The organism is Aeromonas sp. Y311-2, assembly GCF_027706025.1.
Lineage (GTDB): Bacteria > Pseudomonadota > Gammaproteobacteria > Enterobacterales > Aeromonadaceae > Aeromonas > Aeromonas veronii.
Window position 1 is genome coordinate 263,106 of the sequence record NZ_JAPDCL010000003.1, and the last position, 24,316, is coordinate 287,421.

Consider the following 24,316-nt stretch of genomic DNA (forward strand, 5'->3'; position numbering starts at 1 on the left):
CCAAGCGCTTGAATGGCAAGGGAATGTGCCCCCATATGATAAAAACCGGGAGAGAGGCCCACTCTCTCCCTGTCAGCTGGACCCAATGCACCTATGACCACACACCAGGAAGATGAAGTACTGGAACGACTGAACGAGCAGGATGGCCCCCGCGGCTTCTTTCTCGAAGCCGTGACCATCCTGGAAGAGGCGGTCGACTCCCTGATGCGACGCGCGTTCCGTCAGGAGGAGTATGCCGTCAAATACGCCATCGAACCCCTGCTCAACCAGAGCGGCCCCCTCGGCCAGCTGGAGGTGCGCCTCAAGCTCATCTTCGCCCTCGGCCTCATCTCACTCGAGCGCTATCAGGATATCGAAGCCTATATCAAGATCCGCGACTTTCTGGTGCGTGACCCCAAGGATTACCGCTTCAGCGACAAGCCGATCCGCGATCTGCTCGACCGCCTGCACGGGGTCAATCAGGGCGGTATGATGAAGCTGGAGCCCCCCGCCAGCGAAGAGGATTGGGCCTTCTACCAGATGCAGCTCAACCGGCTCGATCAGATGGTGCGCTCCGCACTGGTACTGGCGCTGGCCGACTGTGTCGGCGAGCTCCACAAGGAGAGCCCCATCTAATCCGGCCCCGAGGCCACCCCATCACCACGGTTGGCGTCTGGCTGGCGCCCTTCACACCACCGCCAGCCACCATGACGCCGACTGTCGCACATCTCCCCATCCCGGCCATGACGCCCGCACCTTCGGGTGTCAATCTGACCAACTTAGCCACTACACTAGCTCCATACTCACTGCCTGAATCGAGGTCTGCATGATTGCCCTCTCTCTGGCCGGGATCGCCCTGGTCTCCGTGCTGGCCCAATGGCTTGCCTGGTCGCTGCGGGTACCCGCCATCCTGTTTCTGCTGCTCACCGGCCTGACTCTGGGCCCGGTCAGCGGCCTGCTCGACCCCGATGCCCTACTCGGGGATCTGCTGTTTCCGCTGGTCTCCCTGTCGGTAGCCATCATCCTGTTCGAGGGGGCGTTGACCCTTCATCTGGCCGAGCTCAAGGGGATCGGCAAGGTGGTGCGCAACCTCTGCTCCACCGGCATGCTGGTCAGTTTCGCCGTCATCGGCAGCGCCGGTTACTTCCTGCTGGGGCTGGACTGGCGGGTCGCCACCATGCTCGGCGCTGTGCTGGTGGTAACGGGCCCGACGGTGATCGCCCCCATGCTCAACGTGATCCGCCCCACCCGGGAGGTGGACCGCATCCTACGCTGGGAGGGGATCGTCATCGACCCTATCGGCGCCCTTTTTGCGGTGCTGGTGTTCGAGGCGGTGCGCCTCGGCAGTCAGGGGGATCTCATCAGCCATACCCTGCTGGCGCTGGGCAAGACAGTGCTGGTCGGTTCCCTGATCGGGGTGGTGGCAGGCTGGCTCACCACCCTGCTCATTCGCAAGGACTGGCTACCGGTCAGCCTGCACAAGTTCGGCGTGCTGGCGCTGGTGCTGGTCACCTTCAGCCTCTCCAACTGGCTCAGCCACGAGTCCGGCCTGCTGGCGGTGACCGTGTTCGGCATCTGGCTCGCCAATCAGGAGGGGCTGGATCTGGAGGAGGTGCTGGCGTTCAAGGAGGATCTCGCGGTCATCCTTATCTCCAGCCTGTTTATCCTGCTGGCGGCGCGCCTCGATCTGGCCCAGCTCTGGCAACTCGGCCCCATGGTGCTGGCGCTGCTCTGCGTGGTGCAGTTCGTGGCGCGCCCGCTCTGTATTCTGGTCTCGACCTGGGGCTCGGATCTCTCCTGGCGAGCTCGCGCCCTGCTAAGCTGGATCGCCCCGCGCGGTATCGTTGCGGCGGCGGTCAGCGCCTCGTTCGCCATCAGCCTGCATCAGGCCGAGATCCCCGATGCCGACAAGCTGGTGCCGCTGGTATTTGCAGTGATCATCTCCACCGTGGTGTTGCAGAGCCTCACCTCGGCACCGCTGGCCAGCCTACTCAAGATGCGCCAGAGCGCCCCCAACACCTGGCTCATCATAGGGGCCAACTCGGTGGCGCGGGCCATAGGCAAGGCGCTGGCGGATCAGGGGGTGCCGGTGCAACTCTGCGATCCCGCCTGGGAGTTCTGCAAACAGGCGCGGATGAGCAACCTCCCCTGCTACTTCGGCAACCCCCAGTCAGAACATGCCGAGCTGCACCTGCCGCTCACCAGCATCAGTACCGTGCTGGCGCTCTCCCCCAACCGCCACAACAACGCCCTCGGGGTGCTGCATTTTGCCCACCTCTACGGCGAGGAGCAGGTCTACTCCCTGCGATCCAGCGAGCAGCACGGCAAGGCCAACCGGGAGAGCGCCACCTTTCGCGCTCGCCAGAACCTGTTCGGCCCCGACATCAACTATGCCCGGCTGAGCGGCCTGCTGAGCCGGGGTGGCCAGATCAAGGCGACCCGCCTGAGCGAGGCGTTCGACTGGGCCCAGTATCAGGCCGCCAATCCCGGCGCCATCCCGCTCTTCATCATGGATGGCAAGGGTAAGCCCCTGATCGTTACCGGCCCCGTCACCCCGCAGGCGGGTGAGCTGCTGATCGCCCTGCAGCCGCCCAAAGAACAGAGCGCCGAATGAGCGAAGCCAACCACAATCCGCTGATTGCCCCGCTGCTGGTGCTATTGCAACAGGCGGCGGGCAGCTACAAGGTGCATGAACTGATGGCTGCTCTGCGCCAGCAGGGAGCGATCCCCCGGCTGGCCGATGACGAGCAGCTGCAGCTGTTTCGGGTCAACTTCCTGATCATGAACGCCCTCTACCAGTTGCAGGCCGAGCTTTATGAAGAGGGTTGGTGGCTGGTGATCAGCACCCTGGATATCCGGCTCGAACCGCTGGCCGGGAACTCGGAGGCCAACCACGGCTTTGCTGTTGGCGAAAATCTGCGTAGCTACTATCTCGACTGGCAGGTGTTCTGGCAGACCGATCGTGCCGAAGTTGAGGCCCTGCTCAACCTCTTCTGGCGCGCTTATGACGGGGAGGGACACAAAGCCGAGGCGTTGGCCCTGTTCGAGTTGAATGAAGGGGCGAGTCAGGAGGCGATCCGCCGCCGCTGGCGGGAGCTGGCATTGCAACACCATCCGGATCGGGGCGGCAATGCCGAGACCTTTATCCGCATCCGCTGGGCATGGGAGGTCCTGCGGGGATGATCCCGTTGCCGCACATAAAGGGCAGGCATAGACTGTCATGATATTCCCCACAGGAGAGCATCATGACAGTCAGTGAACTTCGTAAGCTCTATCAGCAACAGATCCTGCAAGAGGCCGAAATACTCCACGACGTGGCCATTCCCGGCTGGCTCATCGAATTCAGAGGCAAGGATGGCGCCCTCTACGAGCTGACCGACACCCTCGGCTGCCCGGTCAGTTTCGGCACCGTCGAGCAGGCCCGCGAACATCTGCATCAGGTGGCCGACTGCCCGGTTCAGGTGGAGCACCTCTACCGCTTCTTCGAACGCTAGCCCCACCCACCACACACTAAAAAGGCTCCCGAGGGAGCCTTTTTGTTATTCCGGTTGCTTTCTATTCCGGTTGCAGCGGTTCCGCCACCTTGCCCTCCAGCTTTCTTACCGGCTTTTGCAGGATCAGGTTGGCCGGATAGGTGACCAGATCGCCGTTGTCATCACGCACCCGCACATAGAAGAGGCCAATCTCGGTGATGACGCCGGTGACCGAATCATCCTTGTCGAGGATGCGGATCCGGTCGCCAATCTTGTAGGGGAAGGCGAAGAAGATGGTGATGCTGGCGGTGATGTTGGAGAGGATCGACCACTGGGCCACCATGGCGACCCCCAATACTGCAAAGAAGGAGGAGGCGAGCACCACCAGTCGGGAGAAGTCGAGCCCCCACACCCCGGCCAGCACCAGCAGGGTGGCGCAGCCGAGCAGGAAGTGGAACACATGGGCCACGTAGAGCACCCGGTTCTCGCTCACCTGCCTGCTCTGACCGAGCGCCAGCAGACTCTTGTGAATAAGCCGCCGGATCAGGGTATGCCCCAGCAACAGCAGCAGGGTCAGACCAATTGATTGCCACATGGGTTATGCCTCCTTACCACCAGCGCCGATGTTTGAGCCAGATAGCCAGCCCGCTTGCCAGCGCCACCAGCGAACCGCAGAAGACCCAGAAGGCGGTCGGATTCTCGGCCCCGGGGATACCGCCGAGGTTGATGCCAAACAGACCGGTCAGGAAGCTGGCAGGTAAAAAGAGCAGTGCCATCACCGACATCTGGTAGGCGCGGCGGTTAGTCGCCTCCGCCATCAGATTGTTGATCTCGTCTGCCAGCACAGCGGTGCGCGCTACTCCGGCATCGAGGTCGTCGAGCCAGCGCCGCAGCCGATCGGCGATATCGAGCAGACGACGGCGGTCATCCTCATCCAGCCAGCTGATCTTCTCGTTGGCCAGCCGCGCCACCAGATCCCGCTGGGGGGAGAGGTAGCGGCGGATCATGATGAGCTGCTTGCGGATCAGCGCCAAGCGGCCATTGGCGGGCATATCGCGCATCAGCACCATCTCCTCCAGATCGAGGATCTTGTCGTGCAGCTCCTCGACAAACTCCCCCGCCCGATCGGTCAGGGCATCGCAGATCTCCACCAGCCAGTCGGCCGGGGTATCGGCGCCCCCCCCCAGCTTGAGCTGGTTGAAGACATCCTGTTCGGAGAGCAGCGGACGACGACGGCTGCTGATGATGAGATCCGGGGTGATGAAAATACGCAGCGCCACCATCTCTTCGGGCCTGTGATCCTTGTTGTGGTTGATGCCACGCAGGATCAGCAGCACCGTCTCCCCCATCCGTACCAGCTTGGGACGATTGCTCTGGCCGAGCAGCGACTCCCTGGCCGCCTCGCTGAGCAAGGGGGTCTGCAACAGCCAGCGTGCCGAATCGGGATTGCCGTAATCCAGATGCAGCCAGCCGGGATGTGCCGCCGGGACTTCGCTTCCCGCCGTCAGCGGCGCCATGCCACCCTTGCCATCCAGGGTCAGGGCATAAATCACTTCACCGGGCACCCGATCCATCTCGTCTCCTTCTCGTTTCATGTGCTGGCCCCAGCTTACACCAAAGGCAGGGCCGACTCAGCCCCGCGCCGGGAAGGGGAGGCCTGTGTTAACATGCCAGCTCTCGTTTTCAATCCGCTTTCACTACAGGAAACCATGCCATGCCCATCTGGGTTGATGCCGATGCCTGCCCCATTCCGGTCAAGGAGATCCTCTACCGCGCCGCCCACCGCGCCCAGGTCGTCACCACCCTGGTGGCCAATCAGGGATTGCGGGTGCCCCCCTCGCCCTTCATCAAAACCCAGCAGGTGGAGAAGGGATTCGATGTGGCAGATCATGTCATCGCCCAGCAGGTTCAGCCCGGCGATCTGGTGATCACCGGCGATATTCCTCTCGCCTCCTGGGTGATCGATGCCGGTGGCGAGGCGCTCAATCCCCGTGGCGAGATCTACACCCGCGAGACCATCAAGGCGCGGCTCGGCATGCGCAACTTTATGGAAGAGCTGCGTTCAGCCGGCGTGCAGACCGGCGGCCCGGCCCCCTTCAATGCTGCCGACAAACAGCGATTCGCCAACGCCCTCGACAAGTGGCTGGTCAAAGGCAAGCTGTAAAGAGACCCTAAAGGCGCCCAATATGGGCGCTTTTTCGCCGTAACATCCTGATTTTTAAAATAAGAGCTGACCACAACCGTCAGGCTGGTAAGATGCGCCGCCATCTTGTCCACGCCGTAATCATCATGACCGCCCAAGGGCACCTGCTCTTCTCCGTTACCTGCACCCTGATCGCCCATAAACTGCAGCTCACTCCGGCACTGGCCGATGCCAGCCTGTGGCAGACCATCCCTGCCGCGCTGGCCAGCGCCCTGTTGCCCGACCTCGACCACCCCAAATCGGTGCTGGGGCAGCGCCTGCCGTGGATCTCGAAACCTCTGTCGCGACTGTTCGGCCATCGCGGCTTCACCCACAGTCTGCTGGCAGTCGCCGCCGCTGTCTGGGGGCTGAACCAGAGCCTGCCGCCGGACACCCTGCCCATGGGGGTCAAGGATGCACTTATCGTCGGCTACCTCAGCCATCTGCTGGGGGACTGGCTCACCCCGGCGGGCATTCCGCTCTTCTGGCCCATCAAACGCCGTTACCGCCTGCCGGGCTGGCCGCTGCGCAGTGGCGGCGCCATCGAAACCGGCTTTTGCACCCTCACCCTGCTGGTTGCCGGCTGGTGGTGCGGCTGGCAGCTGTAAGCCAGAAACAAAAAAGCCCCTGACGAGGTCAGGGGCCCAAGCAGTGGTGCGAACCACTAGAGGATCAGATCATGATGCCTGCGATAACGGCAGAGAGCAGGCTGACCAGGGTAGAACCGTAGACCAGCTTCAGACCGAAGCGGGAAACCATGTTGCCCTTCTCTTCGTTCAGCGCTTTTACCGCACCGGCGATGATACCGATGGAGCTGAAGTTGGCGAAAGAGACCATAAAGATGGAGAGGATGCCGACGGTGCGCGGAGATAGCTCGGCAGCCACCTTGCCCAGATCCATCATCGCCACGAACTCGTTGGTCACCAGCTTGGTCGCCATGATGGAGCCGGCTTGCAGCGCTTCACCACTCGGGATACCCAGGATCCAGGCGATCGGGTAGAAGAGGTAGCCCATGACGAACTGGAAGTTCACGCCAAATGCCATCTCGAACAGGTAGTTGATGAGGGCGATCAGGGCGATGAAACCCACCAGCATGGCACCCACGATAACGGCAACAGTGAAACCGGCCATGATGTACTCACCCAGCATCTCGAAGAAGTTCTCTTTCTTCGGGGTGTGGTGCTCGTCACCTTCGGCAATGGCCTTGATGTCGGTCACGGAGTTATCCGGCTCGTAGGGGTTGATCAGAGAGAGCACCACGAAGGTACTGAACATGTTGAGCACCAGCGCGGCAACCACGTAGCGCGGCTCGATCAGCTGCATGTAAGCACCGACGATGGACATGGAGACGGTAGACATGGCAGTCGCCGCCAGGGTGTACATCTGCTTCTCGTTCAGGTGCGGCAGGATGTTCTTGAGGGCGATGAAGTTCTCGGACTGGCCGACGATCATCGAGCTGATGGCGTTAAAAGACTCCAGCTTGCCCATGCCGTTGATCTTGGCCAGCACGGTACCGATACCGCGGATCACCAGCGGCAGCAGACGGATGTACTGCAGAATACCGATCAGCACGGAGATAAAGACGATGGGCATCAGCACCATCAGGAAGAAGGAGAAGGCCCCTTCGTTGACCAGACCACCGAACACGAAGTCGGTACCCTGTTTGGCAAACTCCATCAACTTGGTGAAGCCGGCCGCGAAGCCCCCCACCACCGCCAGACCCACTTCGGAGTTCAGCATGAACCAGGCCAGCGCCAGTTCGACCACCAACAGTTGGCCGATATAACGCAGTTTGATCTGTTTCCAGTTGTGGCGGTTAGCCAGCAGAGAGAGAGCGAGGACCATCACCAGTCCGAGCACAAAGTGAACGTATTCCATACCTGTAGCACCTGAGTAAATTGTAATTTTTGACCGGCGCCATCATAGACATTTGCACATTTAAAAATCAGATAGCCATCACAATCCCGCGCAATATTATGGAGGCAGGATAATACAAACGTTTTTAAATTAATTGTGCAATGAACTGATATTAATCGCGCAACATGGAAATATAAATTCCTTTAAAAACATCGCACTGGGTAAGATTGGTGCCGTTTTCATATTCTTTGAAAATATTTAATCAGCATTTTCGTAACATTCCATGTGGCACAGTAACCGTTCGTGAAATATTTCCCAATCATTATATTAAAACACTGAAAATAGAAAACGTTTATCCGCGATAAATAATTAGATGAGTGTTTGAAAAATAGTCCTTATCGTATTGTCGGTGATCGTCCGCGGTCGGTTTGGCAACAAATGAACCTTTAATGGCCCCTCGTGGCCAGCCGTTCAAAAATCCGCCACATCCGGTGCCACATTCTGGTATGATGCGCGGCCTTAGCGCTCGCGCATCCCCGTTTTCTCCGAAATAGAGTCCTTTTGTGAACAACAGCGAATTTAGCAGCCTCAATCTCTCCCCCGCCCTGCAAGAGAACCTCACCAGCCTGGGTTACCTGCAGATGACCCCGATCCAGGCCCAGAGCCTGCCCCTGGTGCTCGATGGCAAAGACCTGATCGCCAAGGCAAAAACCGGCAGCGGCAAGACCGCCGCCTTCGGCCTCGGCCTGCTGGCCAAGCTCAACGTCAACCGCCTCGAAGTGCAGGCGCTGGTGCTCTGCCCGACCCGCGAACTGGCGGATCAGGTGGCTCAGGAGATCCGTCGTCTGGCGCGCGCCCTGCCCAACGTCAAGCTGGTGACCCTGTGCGGCGGCACCCCGACCGCACCGCAGTCCGCCACCCTGAGCTTTGGTGCCCACATTGCCGTCGGCACCCCGGGTCGTATTCTCAAGCATCTGGAGCAAGGCACGCTGGAGCTATCCGGCCTCAAGACGCTGGTGCTGGATGAAGCGGATCGCATGCTGGACATGGGCTTTGGCGAAGATATCAACCGGGTCATCAGCTATGCCCCCCAACAGCGCCAAACCCTGCTCTTCTCCGCGACCTATCCGGAAGGGATCGCCCAGATGAGCCGCGGCGTGCAGCGCAATCCGGTCGAGGTGAGCGTGGAGTCCCTGCACGAGGGGAGCGCCATCGAACAGAAGCTTTACGAAGTGCCTGCCGGTCAGCGCCTCGACGCCCTCACCTGGTTGCTGAGCCACTACCAGCCCAGCTCCTGCGTGGTGTTCTGCAACACCAAGCGCGCCTGTAACGACGTGGCAGACCATCTAGCCGCCAAGGGCTTCTCGGCGCTGGCGCTGAACGGCGATCTGGAACAGCGCGAGCGGGATCAGGTGCTGGTGCGCTTTGCCAACGGCAGCGCCACCATTCTGGTGGCCACCGATGTAGCGGCCCGCGGTCTCGACATCAAGGAGCTGGGCGCCGTCATCAACTACGAGCTGACCTATGATCCGGAAGTGCACGTGCACCGCATCGGTCGTACCGGTCGTGCTGGCCAGCAGGGTCTGGCCCTGAGCCTTTATCAGCCGAACGAAGCCCAGCGCGTCAACTTTATCGAAGAGTACCAGCAGGCTCCGATGCCGCTGGGAGATCTCGACAGCATCGGCCGCGACATCAAGCCGATCGCCCCGCAGATGGTGACCCTCTCCATCGATGCAGGCCGCAAGACCAAGGTGCGGGCCGGTGACATTCTGGGCGCCCTGACCGGTGAAGGCGGCATTGCCGGCGCCGACGTGGGCAAGATCCAGATCTCCGAACAGTACTCCTACGTCGCGGTGAAGCGCAGCGTGGCGAGCGCCGCCCTCAAGCGGTTGCAGGAAGGCAAGATCAAGGGTCGCAGCTACCGCGCCCGCAAACTGGGCTAAGGTTTTTTGCAAGCCGTTAGCCAGACCACAGGCGCCTGACAGGCGCCTGTTTCATATCTCCGATGCCGCCATGCGGCAAGACAGGCACAATGACCCAAGCAATCCAAACCGATGTGAGCTGCCAGAACTGCGAAGCCTGCTGCTGCCGCCTCGAAGTGATGCTCTTTACCGATACCGGCGTGCCGGACCGTTATGTACTGGAACGGGATGGCGAGATACCGGTCATGCGCCGGCTAGACGATGGCTGGTGCGCCGCCCTCGACCGCAACACCATGATGTGCCGTATCTACGAGGTACGACCGCTGATCTGCCGTGAATTCGAAATGGGTGAACCAGACTGCGTTGACGAGCGGGATAAGTGGTTTATCAAGCTGGAGTGAAGCCCGTCCACGCGGGGAGCGGGGTGGTCAAGCGCTCGCAGGTTCACAGGGAGCTGTGTTGAGCTGATCCCCCAGCCACTGGATGGCCGCTGCCTCCTGCTCGAAGTAACGTACCGCCCGAAAGGGCAATCCCTTGAAAATGTTATCCGCCAGATAGCGCTTGAAGCCCCCCACGAAGACCACCGCCAGAAACTGACAGCCACTCTCGGCACACCAGCCAAACTGGCGACGAAAACGGGCCAGCACCTCGGGCCCGGCCGCTTCAAACTCGGTCGCGACCTCGACAATCCCCCAGGGGCCATCCATCAATCCGACCAGTTCGTGACGAAAACGCGCCTCATAGGCCATGGCACCTGCCAGATTAAAGGGGCCACTCGGGCGGCAGATCAGCATCTGGCCCCTGCGCTCCATGTCGAATTGCCCATGTGGCTGCATGACTGCTCCCATTCCGTTACCACCACCATCGCCTGCAAATTGTTACCACAAGGTAATAATTTATAAGGAAAAGTCCAGCAGCAAACAGGCTTTTCCCAAAGCGTGCTCATCCTATCCAGCAAACCGTCGGCACCTCATGTTACCCACATCCCGCACTGAATCGGTCTCAAGATGTGTGATTGCAGTTAACGAAACGTTACTGCTATTATCCGCGCCGCCACAAACATTCCACTAGCCGAAAGGTTTGGCACCCCAACAAGGATGTGCAATGAAAAACAGGGACTCGAGTCATTACCAACGGATCTGGCGCTGGCACTTCTACGCCGGTCTCTTTGTCGCCCCTTTCCTGATCCTGCTGTCGCTGACCGGGATCGTCTATCTGTTCAAACCCCAGCTCGACAACCTGATGTACCCCGAGTTGATGAAGGTCGCCCCCGCCAGCCAGACCCTGAGTGCCGACCAGCTGCTGGCCAAGGCGATGATGACCATGCCCGATGCCAGCCTGCGTAAATACCTGCCGCCTGTCGCACCCGATCAGAGCGCCCAGTTCATCGTCAATCAGGGGGATCGCGAGCTGACTCTGTTTATGGATCCCGCCAGCGGCGCCCTGCTCGGCACCATGGATAACAAGTGGAATCTGCAAGCGGTGGCTCGCTCCCTGCACGCCGACCTGCTGCTCGGCACCACGGGGGATCGGCTGATCGAACTGGCCGCAGGCTGGGGGCTGGTCCTGCTGCTGAGCGGCCTCTACCTCTGGTGGCCACGCAAGGGGCCCGGGGTGGGCGGCATCCTCTGGCCCAGAGTGAGCCAGCGTGGACGCCTCTGGTGGCGGGATCTGCACGCCGTGGTCGGCTTCTGGGGCGCAGGTTTCCTGCTGCTGTTACTGCTGAGCGGCATGACCTGGACCGGTTTCTGGGGCGATCAGTTTGCCGCAGTCTGGAACCGCTTCCCCGCCGCCATGTGGAACGAGGTGCCCAAATCGGCGCCACTGGCCCGCACCCTCAATCAGGCTCACGAGCAGACCGTCCCCTGGGCGGTGGAGAATACCCCCATGCCCAGTTCGCAGCCGATCGATGAAGCGCACGATCATGGTGCCATGAACCACGGCGAGCACGAGGGAGTGGTGATGGCGAGCCAGCGCATTGCGCTGCAACGGGTGGTCGAGATCGCCCATGAGCGGGGAGTCCAACCGGGTTACAGCATTACCCCGCCGGTCGGCGCCACCGGTGTCTATACCATCGCGATCTTTGCCGATGATCCGCGCAACGATGCCACCCTGCATATCGATCAATACAGTGGCAAGGTGCTGGCCGATGTGCGCTGGCAGGATTACGGCCCGGTCGCCAAAACGGTGGAGAGTGGCGTCATGCTGCACATGGGCAAGCTCTACGGCTGGCCCCACCAGCTCGCCATGCTGCTTATCTGCCTGATGGTGCTGGCCAGCGCCGTGAGTGGTCTGTGGATCTGGTGGTGTCGCCGTCCGCAGGGCCGTCTCGCCGCGCCGCCGCTGCCTGCCAAACTCCCGCCGATGCGCGGTGCCATCGCCCTGCTGATCCTGCTGGGGATTGCCTTCCCGCTGGTGGGCGCCTCCATGGTCACCATCTGGCTGCTGGATACCCTGATTTTCTCCCGCCGCCCTCTCAGGGTGGCGCGCGCCAGCTAAACCCGCCAAAACCAAAAAGGGCTCCCATCTTGGGAGCCCTTTTCATTGTTCGCCTTGGCGAGCTGCGACCAGCGGTCAGGAGAGCGCCAACCCGATGGAGAGCAGCAGGCTGAACAGAAAGGCGCTGATGGCGGTCTTCTTGAGGGAACCGGTCAGCACCTCGCCATCGTAGCTTTCGCGAAGGGTCTTGGCCGCATCGCTAAGAGGCTTCATGGCGGGCAGGAAGATCCACGGCCAGAAACTGGCGGGCTGGATCAGGATAAAGGCGATGGTTGCCAGCAACGCCGCCCCCAACAGTACCCAGTGATAAGCGATGGCGCGGTTGCGGCCAAGGCGCACTGCCAGGGTGATCTTGCCGCTGGCGGCGTCGGTCTCGATATCACGCACATTGTTGATATTGAGCACGGCGGTGGCCAGCAGACCACAGGCTGTCGCAGGGAGCAGCAGATCCAACTCCAGCGTCTTGGTGAAGAGGTAGTAGGAGCCGAGCACCCCGAGCAGGCCGAAGAAGAGGAACACCGAGATATCGCCAAACCCGCGATAGCCGTAGGGAGTCTTGCCGACGGTGTAGGTCACCGCCGCGACAATGGCCGCGCCACCCAGTACCACAAATGCCAAAATCTGCAGCCACTGGCCGCCGAAGGCACAGCCCAGCAGCAGCAGGCCACTGGCCACCGCCGCCAGCGCAGTCAGCCCCATCGCCACGCACATCTGCTTTTTGGTGATAAGGCCGGAGACCACCGCCCGCTGCGGGCCGATCCGCTCGCCGTTGTCGGCGCCGGAAACCGCATCGCCGTAATCGTTGGCCAGATTGGAGAGGATCTGCAGCAGGATGGCGGTCAGCAGAGAGAGCGCCATGATGGTGCCATCGAAGGCGCCACGACTGGCAGCCAGCCCCGAGCCCAGCAGGATGGAAGAGCAGGCGAGCGGCAATGTTCGCAAACGCGCCGCCAGCAACCAAACAGAGAAGGTATTTGTCATTTTGTGATGGCCAAACAATCGGATATTGATCGTGTTAAGGGTTATCGAACCGGATTTGGGTATACTTGGCCCCGGAGAGTGAAGCTCCCGCGGGCGATTTACATGGACGAATGGGCAGATAATATATAGGAAATCATCGCCCTTTGGCATAAACCTACGGCATCCAGCTACCGGATCGCTCGTTACTACCCGGCTCAGAAAAGAATCCATGTTGGCTCAGACCCATATCAAGCAACAACTGGACGCCCTGCGTCACAGCAACGTCAGCGGCTTCGTACGGTTGCGAGTGGCGATCGAAATCCGCTCCTTTCTGGGCTGGCTCGCGGCGCAAACCCTCTATCCCCGCATCTACTGGCAGGCCCGTGGAGAGGCTCGTCCCGAGTATGTCGCGCTGGGCGCCATCCATGAACTGACCGAGCCGCACGCCATCAAGCAGGTGTGCACGAACACAGCCAACCAGCATCATGACGACAGCCCTCGCTACTATGGTGGACTGGCGTTCGATCCGGCCCAGTCCGGCTGGCAAGGGTTTGGCCCCTGCCGTTTCGTGCTGCCCCGTATCGAGCTGGTGCGCCGTGGCGAGTGCGTCAGCCTCTGCCTCAACCTCTGGCTGGATGAAAACAACCTCGAGGCCGAACTGCGGGCGGCCGAAGCCGCCCTCGATGCCCTGCGCCCAGAAGCCCCGCTGCCCACCCTGCAAAAGCAGCCCTGGCAGCGACAGGATTGTCCCGGTCCCGCCCAGTGGCAAACGCTGGTAGAGCGCGTCACCGCCTCCGATTTTCAGGCGCACACTCCCAAGGTGGTGCTGTCGCGGGAGAGCGTGCTGACCAGTCCGAACCATGATGCGGATATCAATCCCTGGGCCATGCTCGACCAGTGGGCCCGCCACGCCCAGGACTGCTTCCACTTCGGTTTTCAATTCTCCCCCGAGCAGGCATTTATCGCCTGTTCTCCCGAGCGGCTCTACCGCCGGGAAGATCGCCACCTCTTTACCGAGGCGCTGGCAGGCACCATCCGCCGCTCCGGCGATGAAGAGGTGGATGCCCAACTGGCCGCCGAGCTGCTGACCGACAGCAAGAACCGGCTGGAGAACCGGCTGGTACATGCCGACATCCTCAGCCGTCTGGCGCCACTGACCCACGATGCCACCCTGACCGAGCCGCGCATTCTCAAACTGCGGCTGCTGCAACACCTCAAGTGCGATATCGAAGCCGAGCTCAAGCCCGGGGTCTGCGACTGGCAGCTGCTCGACGCCCTCCACCCGACGCCGGCGGTGGGCGGCGCTCCGCGCGAGGCAGCGCTCGCCTTTATCCGCGAGTTCGAACCCTACGATCGGGGCTGGTACGCCGGAGCCTGCGGCATGCTGAGCCGGGAGACCTCCGAGTTCTCGGTCGCCATTCGCAGCGCCCGCATTCAGTCGGGCAGCGTCACCCTGTTTGCCGGTGCCGGCATTGTCGCCGGTTCCGAGCCTGCCGCCGAGTGGGCCGAACTCGACAACAAGATCGCCAATGTGCTCTCCCTGCTGGGATAGTCATTCACCCTTTTCACGCTACGAGAGCCCCTATGCCCACCCGTAAAGAGCCTGCCAGCGAAGAGTTTGCCTGCCCCCCGTTTTCGAGCCAGCACGCCACCTTCAACCACGTCTGGTCCTCCCTCTTGCTGGAGGAGCTCTTTCGCCTCGGGGTGCGCGACATCGCGCTGGCCCCCGGTTCCCGCTCTGCGCCGCTGACAATGGCAGCCGCCGCCCATCAGGGCTTTCGTCGTCACCTGCACTTTGACGAGCGCGGTCTCGGCTTTATGGCGCTGGGTCTTGCCAAGGGGAGCAACCGGCCCGTGGCGGTGATCATGACGTCGGGCACCGCGGTAGCCAACCTCTGGCCCGCCGTGGCAGAGGCCCAGCTCACCGGCGTACCGCTGATTATTCTCTCCGCCGATCGCCCTCACGAGCTTATCGACAACGGCGCCAATCAGGCGATCGACCAGCAGGGGATCTTCGGCCGCTACCCCGTCTATCAGCAGAACCTGCCGAGCCCCACCCCGACCATTCCGGCGGCGTTTGTGCTGAGTTCGGTGGATCAGGCGCTGGCCAAACAGGCGCTCACCCCCGGGGTGGTGCACTTCAACTGCATGTACCCCGAGCCCCTTTACCCGGGCGAGCACTATCAGGATTTCTCCAACTATCTGGCCCCCCTCGGCGACTGGCTCGGCTCGCGCAAGCCCTGGAGCCCGTGGCAGCAAAACGAGCCGACCTGCCCACCTCAGGCGGAGTGGGAAACCTTTCGGCAACAGCGCGGCATCGTTGTAGCTGGCCGCATTACCGACCCGAATCAGGCACAGGCCGCCGCCGCGCTGGCGGAGCAACTCGGCTGGCCGCTGCTGGCGGATCTGCAGAGCCAGATCCGCTTCGATAGCCGCAACCTCATCCATATGGATATGGCGCTCAACGACCCTGAATTCGTCGCCGAGCTGGGCCGCGCCGAGGTACTGCTGCAATTTGGCGCACGGCTTGTCTCCAAGCGGCTCGGTCAGTTCATCAAGCACCATTCATGGCAGGATTACTGGCTGGTGGATCCACAACCGGCGCGGCTCGATCCCGATTACCGGCTGCGCAACCGGCTGCTCTGCAGTGCCAGCGCCTTTGCAGTGGCTCATCCGGTCACCCCTCGGGCCCCCTGGCACCGGCTGGCCGAGCTGCAACACAACGCCAGCCAGCAGATCGCCGCGGCCTGCGAGGGTTTCTCGGAGCTCGGAGTCTGCCATCACCTCAACCGCCTGATCGAAGGACAACTGTTTGTCGGCAACAGCATGCCTGCCCGACTGATGGATATGCTCGGTGACACGGGCAAGGGGCCGAGCCGGGTGATGACCAACCGCGGTGCCTCCGGCATCGATGGCCTGATCGCCACCGCCTACGGGTTTGCCCAGTCGAGCGACCAGCCAACAACCCTGCTGCTCGGCGATCTCAGCGCCCTGCACGATCTCAACAGTCTCGCGCTGCTTGGCAAGGCGAGCCGACCGCTGGTGGTGATCCTGCTCAACAACGATGGCGGCAGCATCTTTCGTATGTTGCCGGTGCCCACCGAAGGGGAGCTGCTGGAGAGCTACTATCGACTGCCCCACGGTCTCAGCTTTGAACATGCCGCCGCCATGTTTGGTCTCGCCTATCGGGCGCCGACCACCCTGCTCGAGTTCGAACGCGATTACCGCGCCGCCCTCAAACATGGCGTTACCTTGATCGAGATCCGGGTACCGAGCGAGCAGGTGGCCGATGATCTCAAGGCGCTGGGGGCCGCCATCCGTGGCAAATAAAGATGCCAATGTGCCGCTGGTGCTGCTGCACGGCCTGCTGGGGGATAGCGGCGACTGGCAACCGGTGATCGACCGGCTGCCCGCCATCCGCTGCATCGCCCTCGATCTGCCTGGTCATGGCCAGCATCGCGCTCTCAACGTCAGCGACTTTGAGCAGAGCCACCAGTGGCTGGTCGCCGAGCTGGCCAGCCGCCACATTGAACGCTATCTGCTGGCGGGCTACTCGCTGGGTGGGCGACTGGCCCTCTATCACGCCAGCCGCGAGCCAGCCGGGCTGCGGGGGCTGCTACTGGAGAACTGCCACCCGGGGCTACCAGACAATGAACGGGCCGCCCGCATCCAGCACGATGAACAGTGGGCGCGGCGCTTCGAGCAGGAGCCCCTGGCTGACGTGCTGGCTGACTGGTACCTGCAAGGGGTGTTTGCCGATCTTGACGATGCGGCCCGGGCCCGCCAGATCGCCCACCGCCTTGGCAACGACGGCCTGGGCATCGCCACCATGCTGCGCGCCACTTCGCTCGGCAAGCAGCCGGATCTCGCCCCCTGGCTCATAGCGAGCCAGCTGCCGGTTACTTATGTGAGTGGCAAGCGGGATCACAAATTCCATCAGCTGGCTTGCCAGCTGGCGAACCAAAATCGCAGAATCAACCACTTGGTGCTGGATGGCGGCCATAATCTGCACGCCCATCAGCCTGATAACTTTGCCCGACTCCTCGCGGAGTGGGTCAACCAACAAGAAGAGACGAGTCATGATTGAAGCAATGACGGAAGCTGAACTGTATGCACCTGTTGAATGGCAAGATTGCTCCGCCGGTTACGAGGACATCCTCTATCACAAGTCCAACGATGGCATTGCCAAGATCACCATCAACCGTCCCCAGGTGCGCAACGCCTTCCGCCCCCGCACCGTCAAAGAGATGCTGCAGGCGCTGGCCGATGCCCGTTATGACGATCAGATCGGCACCATCATCCTGACCGGTTTTGGCGAGAAAGCCTTCTGCGCCGGCGGCGACCAGAAGATCCGTGGCGACTACGGTGGATACCGGGATGACGAGGGGACTCACCACCTCAACGTGCTCGACTTCCAGCGCGACATCCGCACCTGCCCGAAACCTGTGGTTGCCATGGTGGCCGGTTACGCGGTCGGTGGCGGCCACGTGCTGCACATGATGTGTGACCTGACCATCGCCGCCGACAACGCCCAGTTTGGCCAGACCGGCCCGAAAGTGGGCTCCTTCGACGGCGGTTGGGGCGCCTCTTACATGGCTCGTATCGTCGGCCAGAAGAAAGCCCGCGAAATCTGGTTCCTCTGCCGCATGTACGATGCCCAGCAAGCCCTCGACATGGGTCTGGTCAACACCGTCGTGCCGCTGGCGGATCTGGAGCGCGAAACCGTGCGCTGGTGCCGTGAAATGCTGCAAAACAGCCCGATGGCGCTGCGTTGCCTGAAAGCGGCACTCAACGCTGACTGTGATGGTCAGGCAGGCTTGCAGGAGCTGGCGGGCAATGCCACCATGCTGTTCTACATGACCGAAGAGGGTCAGGAAGGCCGCAACGCCTTCAACGAAAAGCGTCGCCCCGACTTCTCCAAATACAAGCGGAACCCCTGATGACACTAGCCCTGTATCGCTATCAACTGCCTTTTACCCAGCCACTGACCTTTCACGGCAAGGTGGAGGTGGCGCGAGAGGGGCTGTTGGTGCGCATCAACGACGGCTGGGGGGAAATCGCCCCCCTGCCCGGCTTCTCGAAAGAGAGCCTGCAACAGGCAGAGGCAGAAGCCCTTGCCACGCTGGCGGCCCTGGCCGCCGGCGATACCCCGAACCCCGTGCTGCCGTCGGTGCAATTTGGCCTCGACTGCGCGCGCCGGACATGGCCCGAGCAGCGCAACCCGCTGCCGGAACCCTATCCCCTCATTCAAGGCTCCCCCCAGGAGCTGCTGCGCAACTGGAAAGAGTGGCTGCACCGCACGCCCGGCAAGGCCAAGCTGAAGGTGGCACGCTACCCGATGCGTGACGAACTGGCGCTGATCCGTCTGCTGTGCGACCGTCTCCCCTCCCTCAAGCTGGTGCTGGACGCCAACCAGGGCTGGACTCGCGAGGAGGCCTGGACCTTCTGCGGCCACCTCGACCCGAATCGTATCGAGTATCTGGAAGACCCTTGCGCCGACTTTGCCGACATCGCCTTTGTCGCCAACCGCACCGGCATGCCGGTGGCGCTGGACGAACTGCTGGCACAAGGCAAGCCGTGGGAACCGATCCCGCAACTGCGCGCGCTGGTGCTCAAGCCTACCCTGCTCGGTTCACTCGCCAACTGCGAAGCCCTGATCGCCCGCGCCCGCGAACTGCGGCTCAAGGTGATCATCTCCTCCTGCTTCGAATCGGATCTGGGCCTGAACCAGCTCTTTCATCTGGCGAGCGAATGGGCTCCCGAACAGGCGCCGGGTCTGGATACCCGCCGCTGGATGGCGGGCAACCTGCTGGGGGAAGATGGCAAACCGGACCTGAGCCGACTGGAGCAACTGTATTACCGTGATTGAACCCACACGTTCACCCGAACAGACACCTTGCCCGGTACGCCACCGGGCAATCACAGCCCCGAACCGCATTGCCATCCACGCCGCCTCGCCCCTCAGTTACCGCCAGCTCGATGCCCGCCTCAACAGCCTGTGCCAACAGCTGAAACAAGCCGGAGTGCGCCGTGGCGAACATCTGGCTGCGGTGGTGCGCGGTGCGCTGGAAGATGTGCTGCTGGCGTGGGCCTGCGTACGCAGCGGCGTGGTGTTCTGCCCGCTCAACCCCGCCTTTCCTCTCGAAAAGCAGAGCGAGCTGGCGGTGCAACTCGATGCCGATGCCTTCTGGTCGGCAGGGGAGATCCCGGCAGGCAACTGGCAGCCCTTGCCGCTCGACTTCACGCGCGAACTGCCGGCAAGCGAGGAAGCGTGGCCGCTGGAATCGACCCAACTCAACAACATGATCCTCACCTCCGGCTCCAGCGGCACGCCGAAAGCGGTGGTGCACCGGCTCTGCAACCACCTTGCCTCAGCACGCGGCTCTGCCACCCTTATTCCCCTCGATGAGGCCTGCGGCTGGCTACTCTCCCTGCCGCTGTTCCATGTGGGCGGCTACGCCATCCTGTTTCGGGTCTTTCTGGCGGGCGCCACGCTGGTACTGGATCAACGTGAACGCTCCCTCAAGGAGCGGCTGGAGTGCCAGCCCATTACTCACCTCTCGTTGGTGCCGACCCAGCTCTGGCGCCTGCTGGCAGAGGGTTTTGATCCCGCCCGTATCCGCCTGCGCGAGTTGCTGCTCGGCGGTGCCGCCATCCCGCAGCCGCTGGTGAGCCGCCTCTGCGCTATGGGGCTCGAACCCAAGGTGAGTTATGGTCTCTCCGAGATGGGCAGTCAGGTCTGCACCGCTATCCCCGGCGATGCAGGCGTAGTTGGCAAACCGCTACCGGGACGGGAAGTGTGTATCAGGGAGCAGGAGATCTGCGTGCGCGGCGCCACCCTGTTTGCCGGTTACTACCAAGATGGCGAGCTGGAACTGCCCCTCGATGGCGAAGGCTGGTTTCATACTCGCGACAAGGGGAGGTTCACTGCGGCAGGGGAGCTGCTGGTAGAGGGACGGCTCGATAACCTCTTTATCTCGGGTGGCGAAAACATCCAGCCCGAAACCATCGAGCAGCGACTGGTAGATCATCCCGCTGTCGCCCAGGCGCTGGTGGTGCCGGTACCGAGCGACGAGTGGGGCCAACGCCCCGCCGCCTTTATCGACTGGCACGGCGAGCCGGTTCCCGACTCCGAGCTGGCAGCCTGGATCCGCAGCACCCTGCCCGGCTTTATGGTGCCCGACCACTGGCTCCCTTGGCCCGATCTTGGCGGCAATCTCAAGCCCTCTCGCCAACTGCTGGGCAAGGTAGCCCGACAACAAACCACTCGGGCACGACAAGCTGAATGAGATCAGACTCACATTTTACCGATCTTCTTTGAAAACAAAAAAAGAAACATGTGAGTCCTCACTGCGGCGCCAACCCACGATAATTCGATCAGACTCAAAAAGCCACCATCTTATTGATTTATCTGATTTTTAATTGGCGATTGATATCCTTTTGGAACTGTTTAAATTGCCTTGCGATTACTCGCAAGACAATACACAAACAAGAACAAAGGGATAAAAATGAACCGTTCAGGTACCGGGTGGCTGCTGCTGGCAGGCCCCCTGCTTTTGGCGACTTCCTCGGCGCAAGCCAACTACTCCCCCAATGACTGGCGACAGTATCAGCTGACTGGCGAATCGAGCCGGCAACTGGCCGCTCGCATCACCGAGATCACCTACGAGCTCAAGGCGCGCAGCAGCAATGCTCCTTACCAGCAGCTTAGGGTCTACCGTCGCTTCGACTGGCAGAGTAGCGATCTCGCCGCACTGGCCGAGCAACAGTGTGGCGAGCCGCAGCTCAAGGTAGATGCGGGCTGGCAGATCCGCTTCATGCGCTGTGAAGATCGGATTCCGGCGGGCAAGCTCATTCCCGCCAGCAGTTATGACTTTGGTTATGGCCTCAAGCAGGGTCGCTGGGAGCAGCTGGCGGGCACGCCGACCGCCCAGCGGCAGGATCGTCTGCCGCTGCCGCAAGCCATCATCCTGGGTCAGAGCGAAAGGGAGCTGGATCGCTGCGAACTCAACGCACAAGGCCGCTGCGCAGGGTCGGAGTGGCACTATCAGCCGCAGGATTGGCAGCAGTTGCAGGTACTTGAAGAGACCCCGAGCGAGCGGGATGGCCGGTTGGAGCAGATCTTCTTCCGTCTGCAACCGGTGGCAGGCACTCAGGCTGCCGCTCAGGTCAGCGAGATCCACGTCTGGCGCCGCTATCAGTGGCAGCTGGATCAGCTCACGCCTCAGCAGGAGTGTGATGAGCCGCAGGAGCGCAAGGAGGGGAGCAACACCATCCGCTATCGCATCTGTCGTCAGGAGATCCCCGCTGGCAGCGAGGTTCAGGTAACGCTGCAAGATAGCGGCTACCAATACCCGGTCGCTGGCGGCGAGTGGCAACCCCTGCCAGAGAGCAAAGAGTGGCAGGAGAGCCGGGTGCTCAATCGCCCCATCGTGCTGGCCAGCAAGGAGGAGCAACTGGAGTGCCGTCGCGCCAACGGTCGTCTCTGCTCCGAACCCGAGCAGCCCGATGTGGATCTGCTCGACAGCGATGCCGCCAAACTGGTAGCCGACGTGAGCGGCCAGAACAGTCCTGCCTGGCAGGCGGATTACGGCCACGATGACGCCAAGCTGATGGCGGTGGTGCGCGGCATGCGTGCCCTGCTGGCGGCCAACCAGCCGACCCATCCGGCAATGGACAAGCTGCTCTACTATGTGCGCGCCCACAACTACCACGGCGGCGTTGGCAAAGAGAGTGATCAGGCCGCCCGGGCTCTGGCCGGGGTGATGATTGATCTGCTCAACCACCCATTGCTGCTGGGAGCTGAACCGCAGGATCAGGCTGGCACAGTGCTGGAAGCCTGGAGCGTAGCGGTGCAGGGACAACTTGGGCAAGCCGCCTTCCGCCAGAGTGCCGCCCCCATGCTGGCCCAGCTCAACCAGGCGCTCGGCTATGCGGTGCAACATGCGGCGCAGATCAATGGCCACAAACCCTGGGCCGATGGCCTGTTCGAGCTGCTCAATCTGGTCGATCAGAGCGCCTCTTACGGTCAGCAGGCAGACTTCAGCGCAGCTGTGCTGCAACAAGAGGCGGCATTGCGCCAGAGCCTGCTGCAATTGGGCCTGAGCGAGCTGGCCCTCTGGAAACAGCGCGATGGCTCACGGGATCTGTTTATCTTCAACAACATCCTCGATGCCCATAGCCGTCTCTACCAGATGATGCGCTACCTCCATCACACCAGCCCGGATAAGGCGATCGCCTATCGCCAGCAGCTGGATCGCGATGTCATCACCATCATGCGCCAGCAGGGGCTGATCCCGAGCGGCCAGCATCCGGCTGCCATGCTGGAAGAGGTCTCCCTGACGCTCTCCAGCTACTACCTCACCTACACGGATCGCACCAGCGAGGCTTGTATCAGCGGCGAGTTCGCCGGGCTCTGCACACCGATCCGCATGGAAGATATTCTGCCGTTCGAGCACACCTGCTCGCCCACCCTGCGTCTGCGTGCCCAGGATTTGACCCAGGCTCAGGCCGAAGGGATCTGCCGCGAGCTGGGTGAGGAAGAGCAGCGCTTCCACCAGCAGATGGAGACAGGCTGGCAACCGGTGGCCGATGATCACAACGAGGCGCTGGAGCTGGTGATCTTCAACTCCTCCGCCGACTGGGGCCGCTACGGCAGCGCGCTGTTTGGCGTCTCCACCGACAATGGCGGCATCTATATCGAGGGGGATCCGGCTCGCCCCGGCAATCAGGCCCGCTTCTTCGCCTATGAGGCGGAGTGGAAACGCCCCGCCTTCCAGGTGTGGAACCTGCGCCACGAGTACGTTCACTATCTCGACGGCCGCTTCAACCAGTACGGCAGCTTCGGCCACTATCCGCTCAACCGCACTACCTGGTGGGCCGAGGGGATTGCAGAGTACATCGCCCACGGCCAGTGCTTTGCCCGGGGTCTGGATAACGTGGCAAACCGCCCTGCCAACCAGCGTCCGACACTGGCGGCTATCCTCCACCTTGACTACGACCAGGGTGGCGAGATGGTCTACTCCTGGTCCTATACCGTGCACCGCTTCCTTAACGATACCGGTCGCGGCGCCAGCTGGCTGGCGCTGGCACAGGCGCTGCGCAATCCGGATCGGCAGCAGGCGATGAGCGACTTCGAAGGGGAGCTGGACCGGCTGATCGCCAACGACAGCGATGCCTATCAGGCGTGGCTCGCCCGGGATCTGCTGCCCTGGTGGCAAGCCAACAAGGAGTCAGACGCCTGCAAGGGTAACGACTCCGCCCACTGATAGACCTTCACCCAACAGAGGGGCTGCCGCCGCAGCCCCTCGCTTTATCCTCCCGCTCTCCCAGCCTCTGCTGCGACAACCTCTGCCCGAATGAGGTGCCCGCCCGTTATCAAGCCTGACGCCGGCGGCCGAGTTGTAATAGAATGCCGATAGCCACTCCCAACTTCAGACCCTGACCGCACCGCGCATGAAGAAGTTTGCCAAGATCCTCCTCGCCTGCCTCGTTTTGCTGCTGGCCCTGATTGCCATGCTGCTGGGCTACAGCGAGTGGATCGTCTCGGATGCCCGTCACTACACCTACGATCGGGTGGACAAGGTGCCCTACAACCGGGTTGCGGTGGTGCTGGGGACCTCCAAATATCTCTCCGGTGGCGGCCCCAACCACTACTTCAAATACCGAATCAAGGCGGCGGCCGAGCTCTACAACAATGCCAAGGTGGACTTCATCATCGTCTCCGGTGACAACGCCACCGTGCAGTACAACGAGCCGCGCCAGATGCGCCGCGCCCTGATCAAGGCGGGCATCCCCGCCTCCGCCATCTATATGGATTTCGCCGGATTCCGCACCCTCGACTCAGTGGTTCGCGCCAAGGAGGTGTTCGGCCAGGAGCGCTTTACCGTGGTCTCCCAGGGCTTTCATAACGAACGGGCCATTTTCATCGCCCGCCATTTCGGTATCGATGCGGTCGGCTTCAATGCCGAGGATCCCAGCGCTTATCAAGGGATCCGCACCCGGGTACGGGAAGTCTTTGCCCGCCTGATGGGGCTGCTCGACCTCTATGTACTGGACAAGGGGCCCAAGTTCCTCGGGGCACCGGTCCCCATCGGTCTGCCTGTGCCTTGCCAGTCACTGAGTACCATCGGCAGCCTGCAACCCTGCCTCAAACAGCCCAAACCGGCGGTGGATGAGGCAAAGCCAGCGGCAGTCTCTGCCGCTGTTGCCACCGAGTCAGCTACTCCATCAGCCTCGGCCGTGACGGAACAAGTCACGCTAGCTTTATCCGCTGCGGCAACGACTGAGCCGGTCACTCCTGCCAAATCCACGGCAGAAACCGCCGCCGAGATGCCCAGCGCGGCCTTGCCCACATTGCCGGTGGCCCCTTCAGCCGCCAGCGTCAGCACTGACGCACCATAAACAGACGACCCGCCAACTGGCGGGTCTTGTTATTACAACTC

The 24,316-nt window shown here is 61.9% G+C and carries 22 protein-coding genes; 17 read left to right on the top strand and 5 right to left on the bottom strand.

Features of this window, described 5'->3' with window-relative positions:
* Positions 1-93: 93 nt before the first annotated feature.
* The 4 genes from OKC42_RS04970 (at position 94) to OKC42_RS04985 (ending at position 3,473) form a co-directional block, all read left to right on the top strand.
* Positions 94-615, top strand: a complete 522-nt coding sequence (locus tag OKC42_RS04970; protein WP_005335907.1) for an MltR family transcriptional regulator — start codon at positions 94-96, stop codon at positions 613-615.
* 190 nt (positions 616-805) lie between these two features.
* The gene (locus tag OKC42_RS04975) at positions 806-2,593 is read left to right on the top strand and encodes a cation:proton antiporter (protein ID WP_270819175.1); all 1,788 of its coding nucleotides are present in this window, start codon (positions 806-808) and stop codon (positions 2,591-2,593) included.
* The gene (locus OKC42_RS04980) at positions 2,590-3,162 is read left to right on the top strand and encodes a DNA-J related domain-containing protein (RefSeq protein WP_270819176.1); all 573 of its coding nucleotides are present in this window, start codon (positions 2,590-2,592) and stop codon (positions 3,160-3,162) included. Before OKC42_RS04975 ends, OKC42_RS04980 begins: the two co-directional genes overlap by 4 nt.
* 62 nt (positions 3,163-3,224) lie before the next feature.
* Positions 3,225-3,473: a hypothetical protein gene (locus OKC42_RS04985; RefSeq protein WP_005363113.1), complete on the top strand. Its 249-nt coding sequence runs from the start codon at positions 3,225-3,227 to the stop codon at positions 3,471-3,473.
* Positions 3,474-3,534: 61 nt separating this feature from the next.
* On the opposite strand, the gene OKC42_RS04990 is transcribed toward OKC42_RS04985, so the two are convergent.
* Both OKC42_RS04990 and zntB read right to left on the bottom strand, forming a co-directional pair.
* A complete protein-coding gene (locus tag OKC42_RS04990; protein WP_005354921.1) occupies positions 3,535-4,047 on the bottom strand; it encodes a mechanosensitive ion channel domain-containing protein in 513 nt (170 codons plus the stop codon).
* 13 nt (positions 4,048-4,060) lie between these two features.
* Positions 4,061-5,026, bottom strand: coding sequence for a zinc transporter ZntB (gene zntB / locus OKC42_RS04995; protein WP_005341467.1), 966 nt, complete (start codon positions 5,024-5,026; stop codon positions 4,061-4,063).
* Between the two features lie 140 nt (positions 5,027-5,166).
* Here zntB and OKC42_RS05000 point away from each other — a divergent pair, with 140 nt between their 5' ends.
* Positions 5,167-5,616 (top strand): YaiI/YqxD family protein, encoded by a 450-nt coding sequence (locus OKC42_RS05000; RefSeq protein ID WP_005335916.1) that lies wholly within the window; start codon positions 5,167-5,169, stop codon positions 5,614-5,616.
* A 125-nt stretch (positions 5,617-5,741) separates the two neighbouring features.
* Positions 5,742-6,242 carry a metal-dependent hydrolase gene (locus tag OKC42_RS05005; protein ID WP_139440972.1) on the top strand — a complete coding sequence of 167 codons (501 nt, stop codon included), beginning with the start codon at positions 5,742-5,744 and terminating at the stop codon, positions 6,240-6,242.
* 64 nt (positions 6,243-6,306) lie between these two features.
* Here the strand turns inward: OKC42_RS05005 and OKC42_RS05010 are convergent, their stop codons facing one another.
* Entirely contained in the window at positions 6,307-7,512 is a 1,206-nt protein-coding gene (locus tag OKC42_RS05010) for a NupC/NupG family nucleoside CNT transporter (RefSeq protein WP_005363118.1), read from the bottom strand.
* Positions 7,513-8,054: 542 nt separating this feature from the next.
* Between OKC42_RS05010 and dbpA the strand changes: the two genes are divergently transcribed.
* Both dbpA and OKC42_RS05020 read left to right on the top strand, forming a co-directional pair.
* Entirely contained in the window at positions 8,055-9,434 is a 1,380-nt protein-coding gene (gene dbpA, locus OKC42_RS05015; RefSeq protein WP_005335919.1) for an ATP-dependent RNA helicase DbpA, read from the top strand.
* Positions 9,435-9,523: 89 nt separating this feature from the next.
* Positions 9,524-9,814, top strand: coding sequence for a YkgJ family cysteine cluster protein (locus OKC42_RS05020; RefSeq protein WP_005335921.1), 291 nt, complete (start codon positions 9,524-9,526; stop codon positions 9,812-9,814).
* A gap of 27 nt (positions 9,815-9,841) precedes the next feature.
* Here the strand turns inward: OKC42_RS05020 and OKC42_RS05025 are convergent, their stop codons facing one another.
* Positions 9,842-10,249: a hypothetical protein gene (locus OKC42_RS05025; RefSeq protein WP_139462344.1), complete on the bottom strand. Its 408-nt coding sequence runs from the start codon at positions 10,247-10,249 to the stop codon at positions 9,842-9,844.
* Between the two features lie 268 nt (positions 10,250-10,517).
* Between OKC42_RS05025 and OKC42_RS05030 the strand changes: the two genes are divergently transcribed.
* On the top strand, positions 10,518-11,912 hold the full coding sequence (locus OKC42_RS05030; RefSeq protein WP_139462343.1) for a PepSY-associated TM helix domain-containing protein: 1,395 nt from the start codon (positions 10,518-10,520) through the stop codon (positions 11,910-11,912).
* A gap of 75 nt (positions 11,913-11,987) precedes the next feature.
* Here OKC42_RS05030 and OKC42_RS05035 read toward each other — a convergent pair whose 3' ends face one another.
* Positions 11,988-12,893, bottom strand: a complete 906-nt coding sequence (locus OKC42_RS05035) for a 1,4-dihydroxy-2-naphthoate polyprenyltransferase (RefSeq protein WP_180343346.1) — start codon at positions 12,891-12,893, stop codon at positions 11,988-11,990.
* 208 nt (positions 12,894-13,101) lie between these two features.
* Here OKC42_RS05035 and OKC42_RS05040 point away from each other — a divergent pair, with 208 nt between their 5' ends.
* The 8 genes from OKC42_RS05040 (at position 13,102) to OKC42_RS05075 (ending at position 24,275) form a co-directional block, all read left to right on the top strand.
* Positions 13,102-14,424, top strand: a complete 1,323-nt coding sequence (locus OKC42_RS05040) for an isochorismate synthase (protein WP_139462341.1) — start codon at positions 13,102-13,104, stop codon at positions 14,422-14,424.
* Positions 14,425-14,456: 32 nt separating this feature from the next.
* Positions 14,457-16,202, top strand: a complete 1,746-nt coding sequence (gene menD / locus OKC42_RS05045) for a 2-succinyl-5-enolpyruvyl-6-hydroxy-3-cyclohexene-1-carboxylic-acid synthase (RefSeq protein ID WP_139462340.1) — start codon at positions 14,457-14,459, stop codon at positions 16,200-16,202.
* Positions 16,162-16,959: a 2-succinyl-6-hydroxy-2,4-cyclohexadiene-1-carboxylate synthase gene (gene menH, locus OKC42_RS05050; RefSeq protein WP_139462339.1), complete on the top strand. Its 798-nt coding sequence runs from the start codon at positions 16,162-16,164 to the stop codon at positions 16,957-16,959. The genes menD and menH overlap by 41 nt, the downstream gene beginning before the upstream one ends.
* Entirely contained in the window at positions 16,952-17,812 is an 861-nt protein-coding gene (gene menB / locus OKC42_RS05055) for a 1,4-dihydroxy-2-naphthoyl-CoA synthase (RefSeq protein ID WP_042081860.1), read from the top strand. Before menH ends, menB begins: the two co-directional genes overlap by 8 nt.
* On the top strand, positions 17,812-18,741 hold the full coding sequence (gene menC, locus OKC42_RS05060; RefSeq protein WP_075116016.1) for an o-succinylbenzoate synthase: 930 nt from the start codon (positions 17,812-17,814) through the stop codon (positions 18,739-18,741). Before menB ends, menC begins: the two co-directional genes overlap by 1 nt.
* Complete coding sequence (gene menE / locus OKC42_RS05065) at positions 18,734-20,161, top strand: o-succinylbenzoate--CoA ligase (protein ID WP_270819177.1); 1,428 nt, start codon at positions 18,734-18,736, stop codon at positions 20,159-20,161. The genes menC and menE overlap by 8 nt, the downstream gene beginning before the upstream one ends.
* 219 nt (positions 20,162-20,380) lie before the next feature.
* A complete protein-coding gene (locus tag OKC42_RS05070) occupies positions 20,381-23,140 on the top strand; it encodes a collagenase (protein ID WP_270819178.1) in 2,760 nt (919 codons plus the stop codon).
* A gap of 187 nt (positions 23,141-23,327) precedes the next feature.
* Positions 23,328-24,275 (top strand): SanA/YdcF family protein, encoded by a 948-nt coding sequence (locus OKC42_RS05075; protein WP_257686719.1) that lies wholly within the window; start codon positions 23,328-23,330, stop codon positions 24,273-24,275.
* Positions 24,276-24,316 lie beyond the last annotated feature (41 nt).

Coding starts and splice junctions, on each gene's coding strand:
- OKC42_RS04975 (WP_270819175.1), top strand. CDS start 806: ATGATTGCCCTCTCTCTGGCCGGGATCGCCCTGGTCTCCGTGCTGGCC.
- OKC42_RS05025 (WP_139462344.1), bottom strand. CDS start 10,249: ATGCAGCCACATGGGCAATTCGACATGGAGCGCAGGGGCCAGATGCTG.
- menH (WP_139462339.1), top strand. CDS start 16,162: ATGATCTCAAGGCGCTGGGGGCCGCCATCCGTGGCAAATAAAGATGCC.
- menC (WP_075116016.1), top strand. CDS start 17,812: ATGACACTAGCCCTGTATCGCTATCAACTGCCTTTTACCCAGCCACTG.
- OKC42_RS04990 (WP_005354921.1), bottom strand. CDS start 4,047: ATGTGGCAATCAATTGGTCTGACCCTGCTGCTGTTGCTGGGGCATACC.
- OKC42_RS05010 (WP_005363118.1), bottom strand. CDS start 7,512: ATGGAATACGTTCACTTTGTGCTCGGACTGGTGATGGTCCTCGCTCTC.
- OKC42_RS04970 (WP_005335907.1), top strand. CDS start 94: ATGACCACACACCAGGAAGATGAAGTACTGGAACGACTGAACGAGCAG.
- OKC42_RS05035 (WP_180343346.1), bottom strand. CDS start 12,893: ATGACAAATACCTTCTCTGTTTGGTTGCTGGCGGCGCGTTTGCGAACA.
- menD (WP_139462340.1), top strand. CDS start 14,457: ATGCCCACCCGTAAAGAGCCTGCCAGCGAAGAGTTTGCCTGCCCCCCG.
- zntB (WP_005341467.1), bottom strand. CDS start 5,026: ATGGATCGGGTGCCCGGTGAAGTGATTTATGCCCTGACCCTGGATGGC.
- OKC42_RS05020 (WP_005335921.1), top strand. CDS start 9,524: ATGACCCAAGCAATCCAAACCGATGTGAGCTGCCAGAACTGCGAAGCC.
- OKC42_RS04980 (WP_270819176.1), top strand. CDS start 2,590: ATGAGCGAAGCCAACCACAATCCGCTGATTGCCCCGCTGCTGGTGCTA.
- OKC42_RS04985 (WP_005363113.1), top strand. CDS start 3,225: ATGACAGTCAGTGAACTTCGTAAGCTCTATCAGCAACAGATCCTGCAA.
- OKC42_RS05000 (WP_005335916.1), top strand. CDS start 5,167: ATGCCCATCTGGGTTGATGCCGATGCCTGCCCCATTCCGGTCAAGGAG.
- OKC42_RS05005 (WP_139440972.1), top strand. CDS start 5,742: ATGACCGCCCAAGGGCACCTGCTCTTCTCCGTTACCTGCACCCTGATC.
- menB (WP_042081860.1), top strand. CDS start 16,952: ATGATTGAAGCAATGACGGAAGCTGAACTGTATGCACCTGTTGAATGG.
- OKC42_RS05030 (WP_139462343.1), top strand. CDS start 10,518: ATGAAAAACAGGGACTCGAGTCATTACCAACGGATCTGGCGCTGGCAC.
- OKC42_RS05075 (WP_257686719.1), top strand. CDS start 23,328: ATGAAGAAGTTTGCCAAGATCCTCCTCGCCTGCCTCGTTTTGCTGCTG.
- OKC42_RS05070 (WP_270819178.1), top strand. CDS start 20,381: ATGAACCGTTCAGGTACCGGGTGGCTGCTGCTGGCAGGCCCCCTGCTT.
- OKC42_RS05040 (WP_139462341.1), top strand. CDS start 13,102: ATGTTGGCTCAGACCCATATCAAGCAACAACTGGACGCCCTGCGTCAC.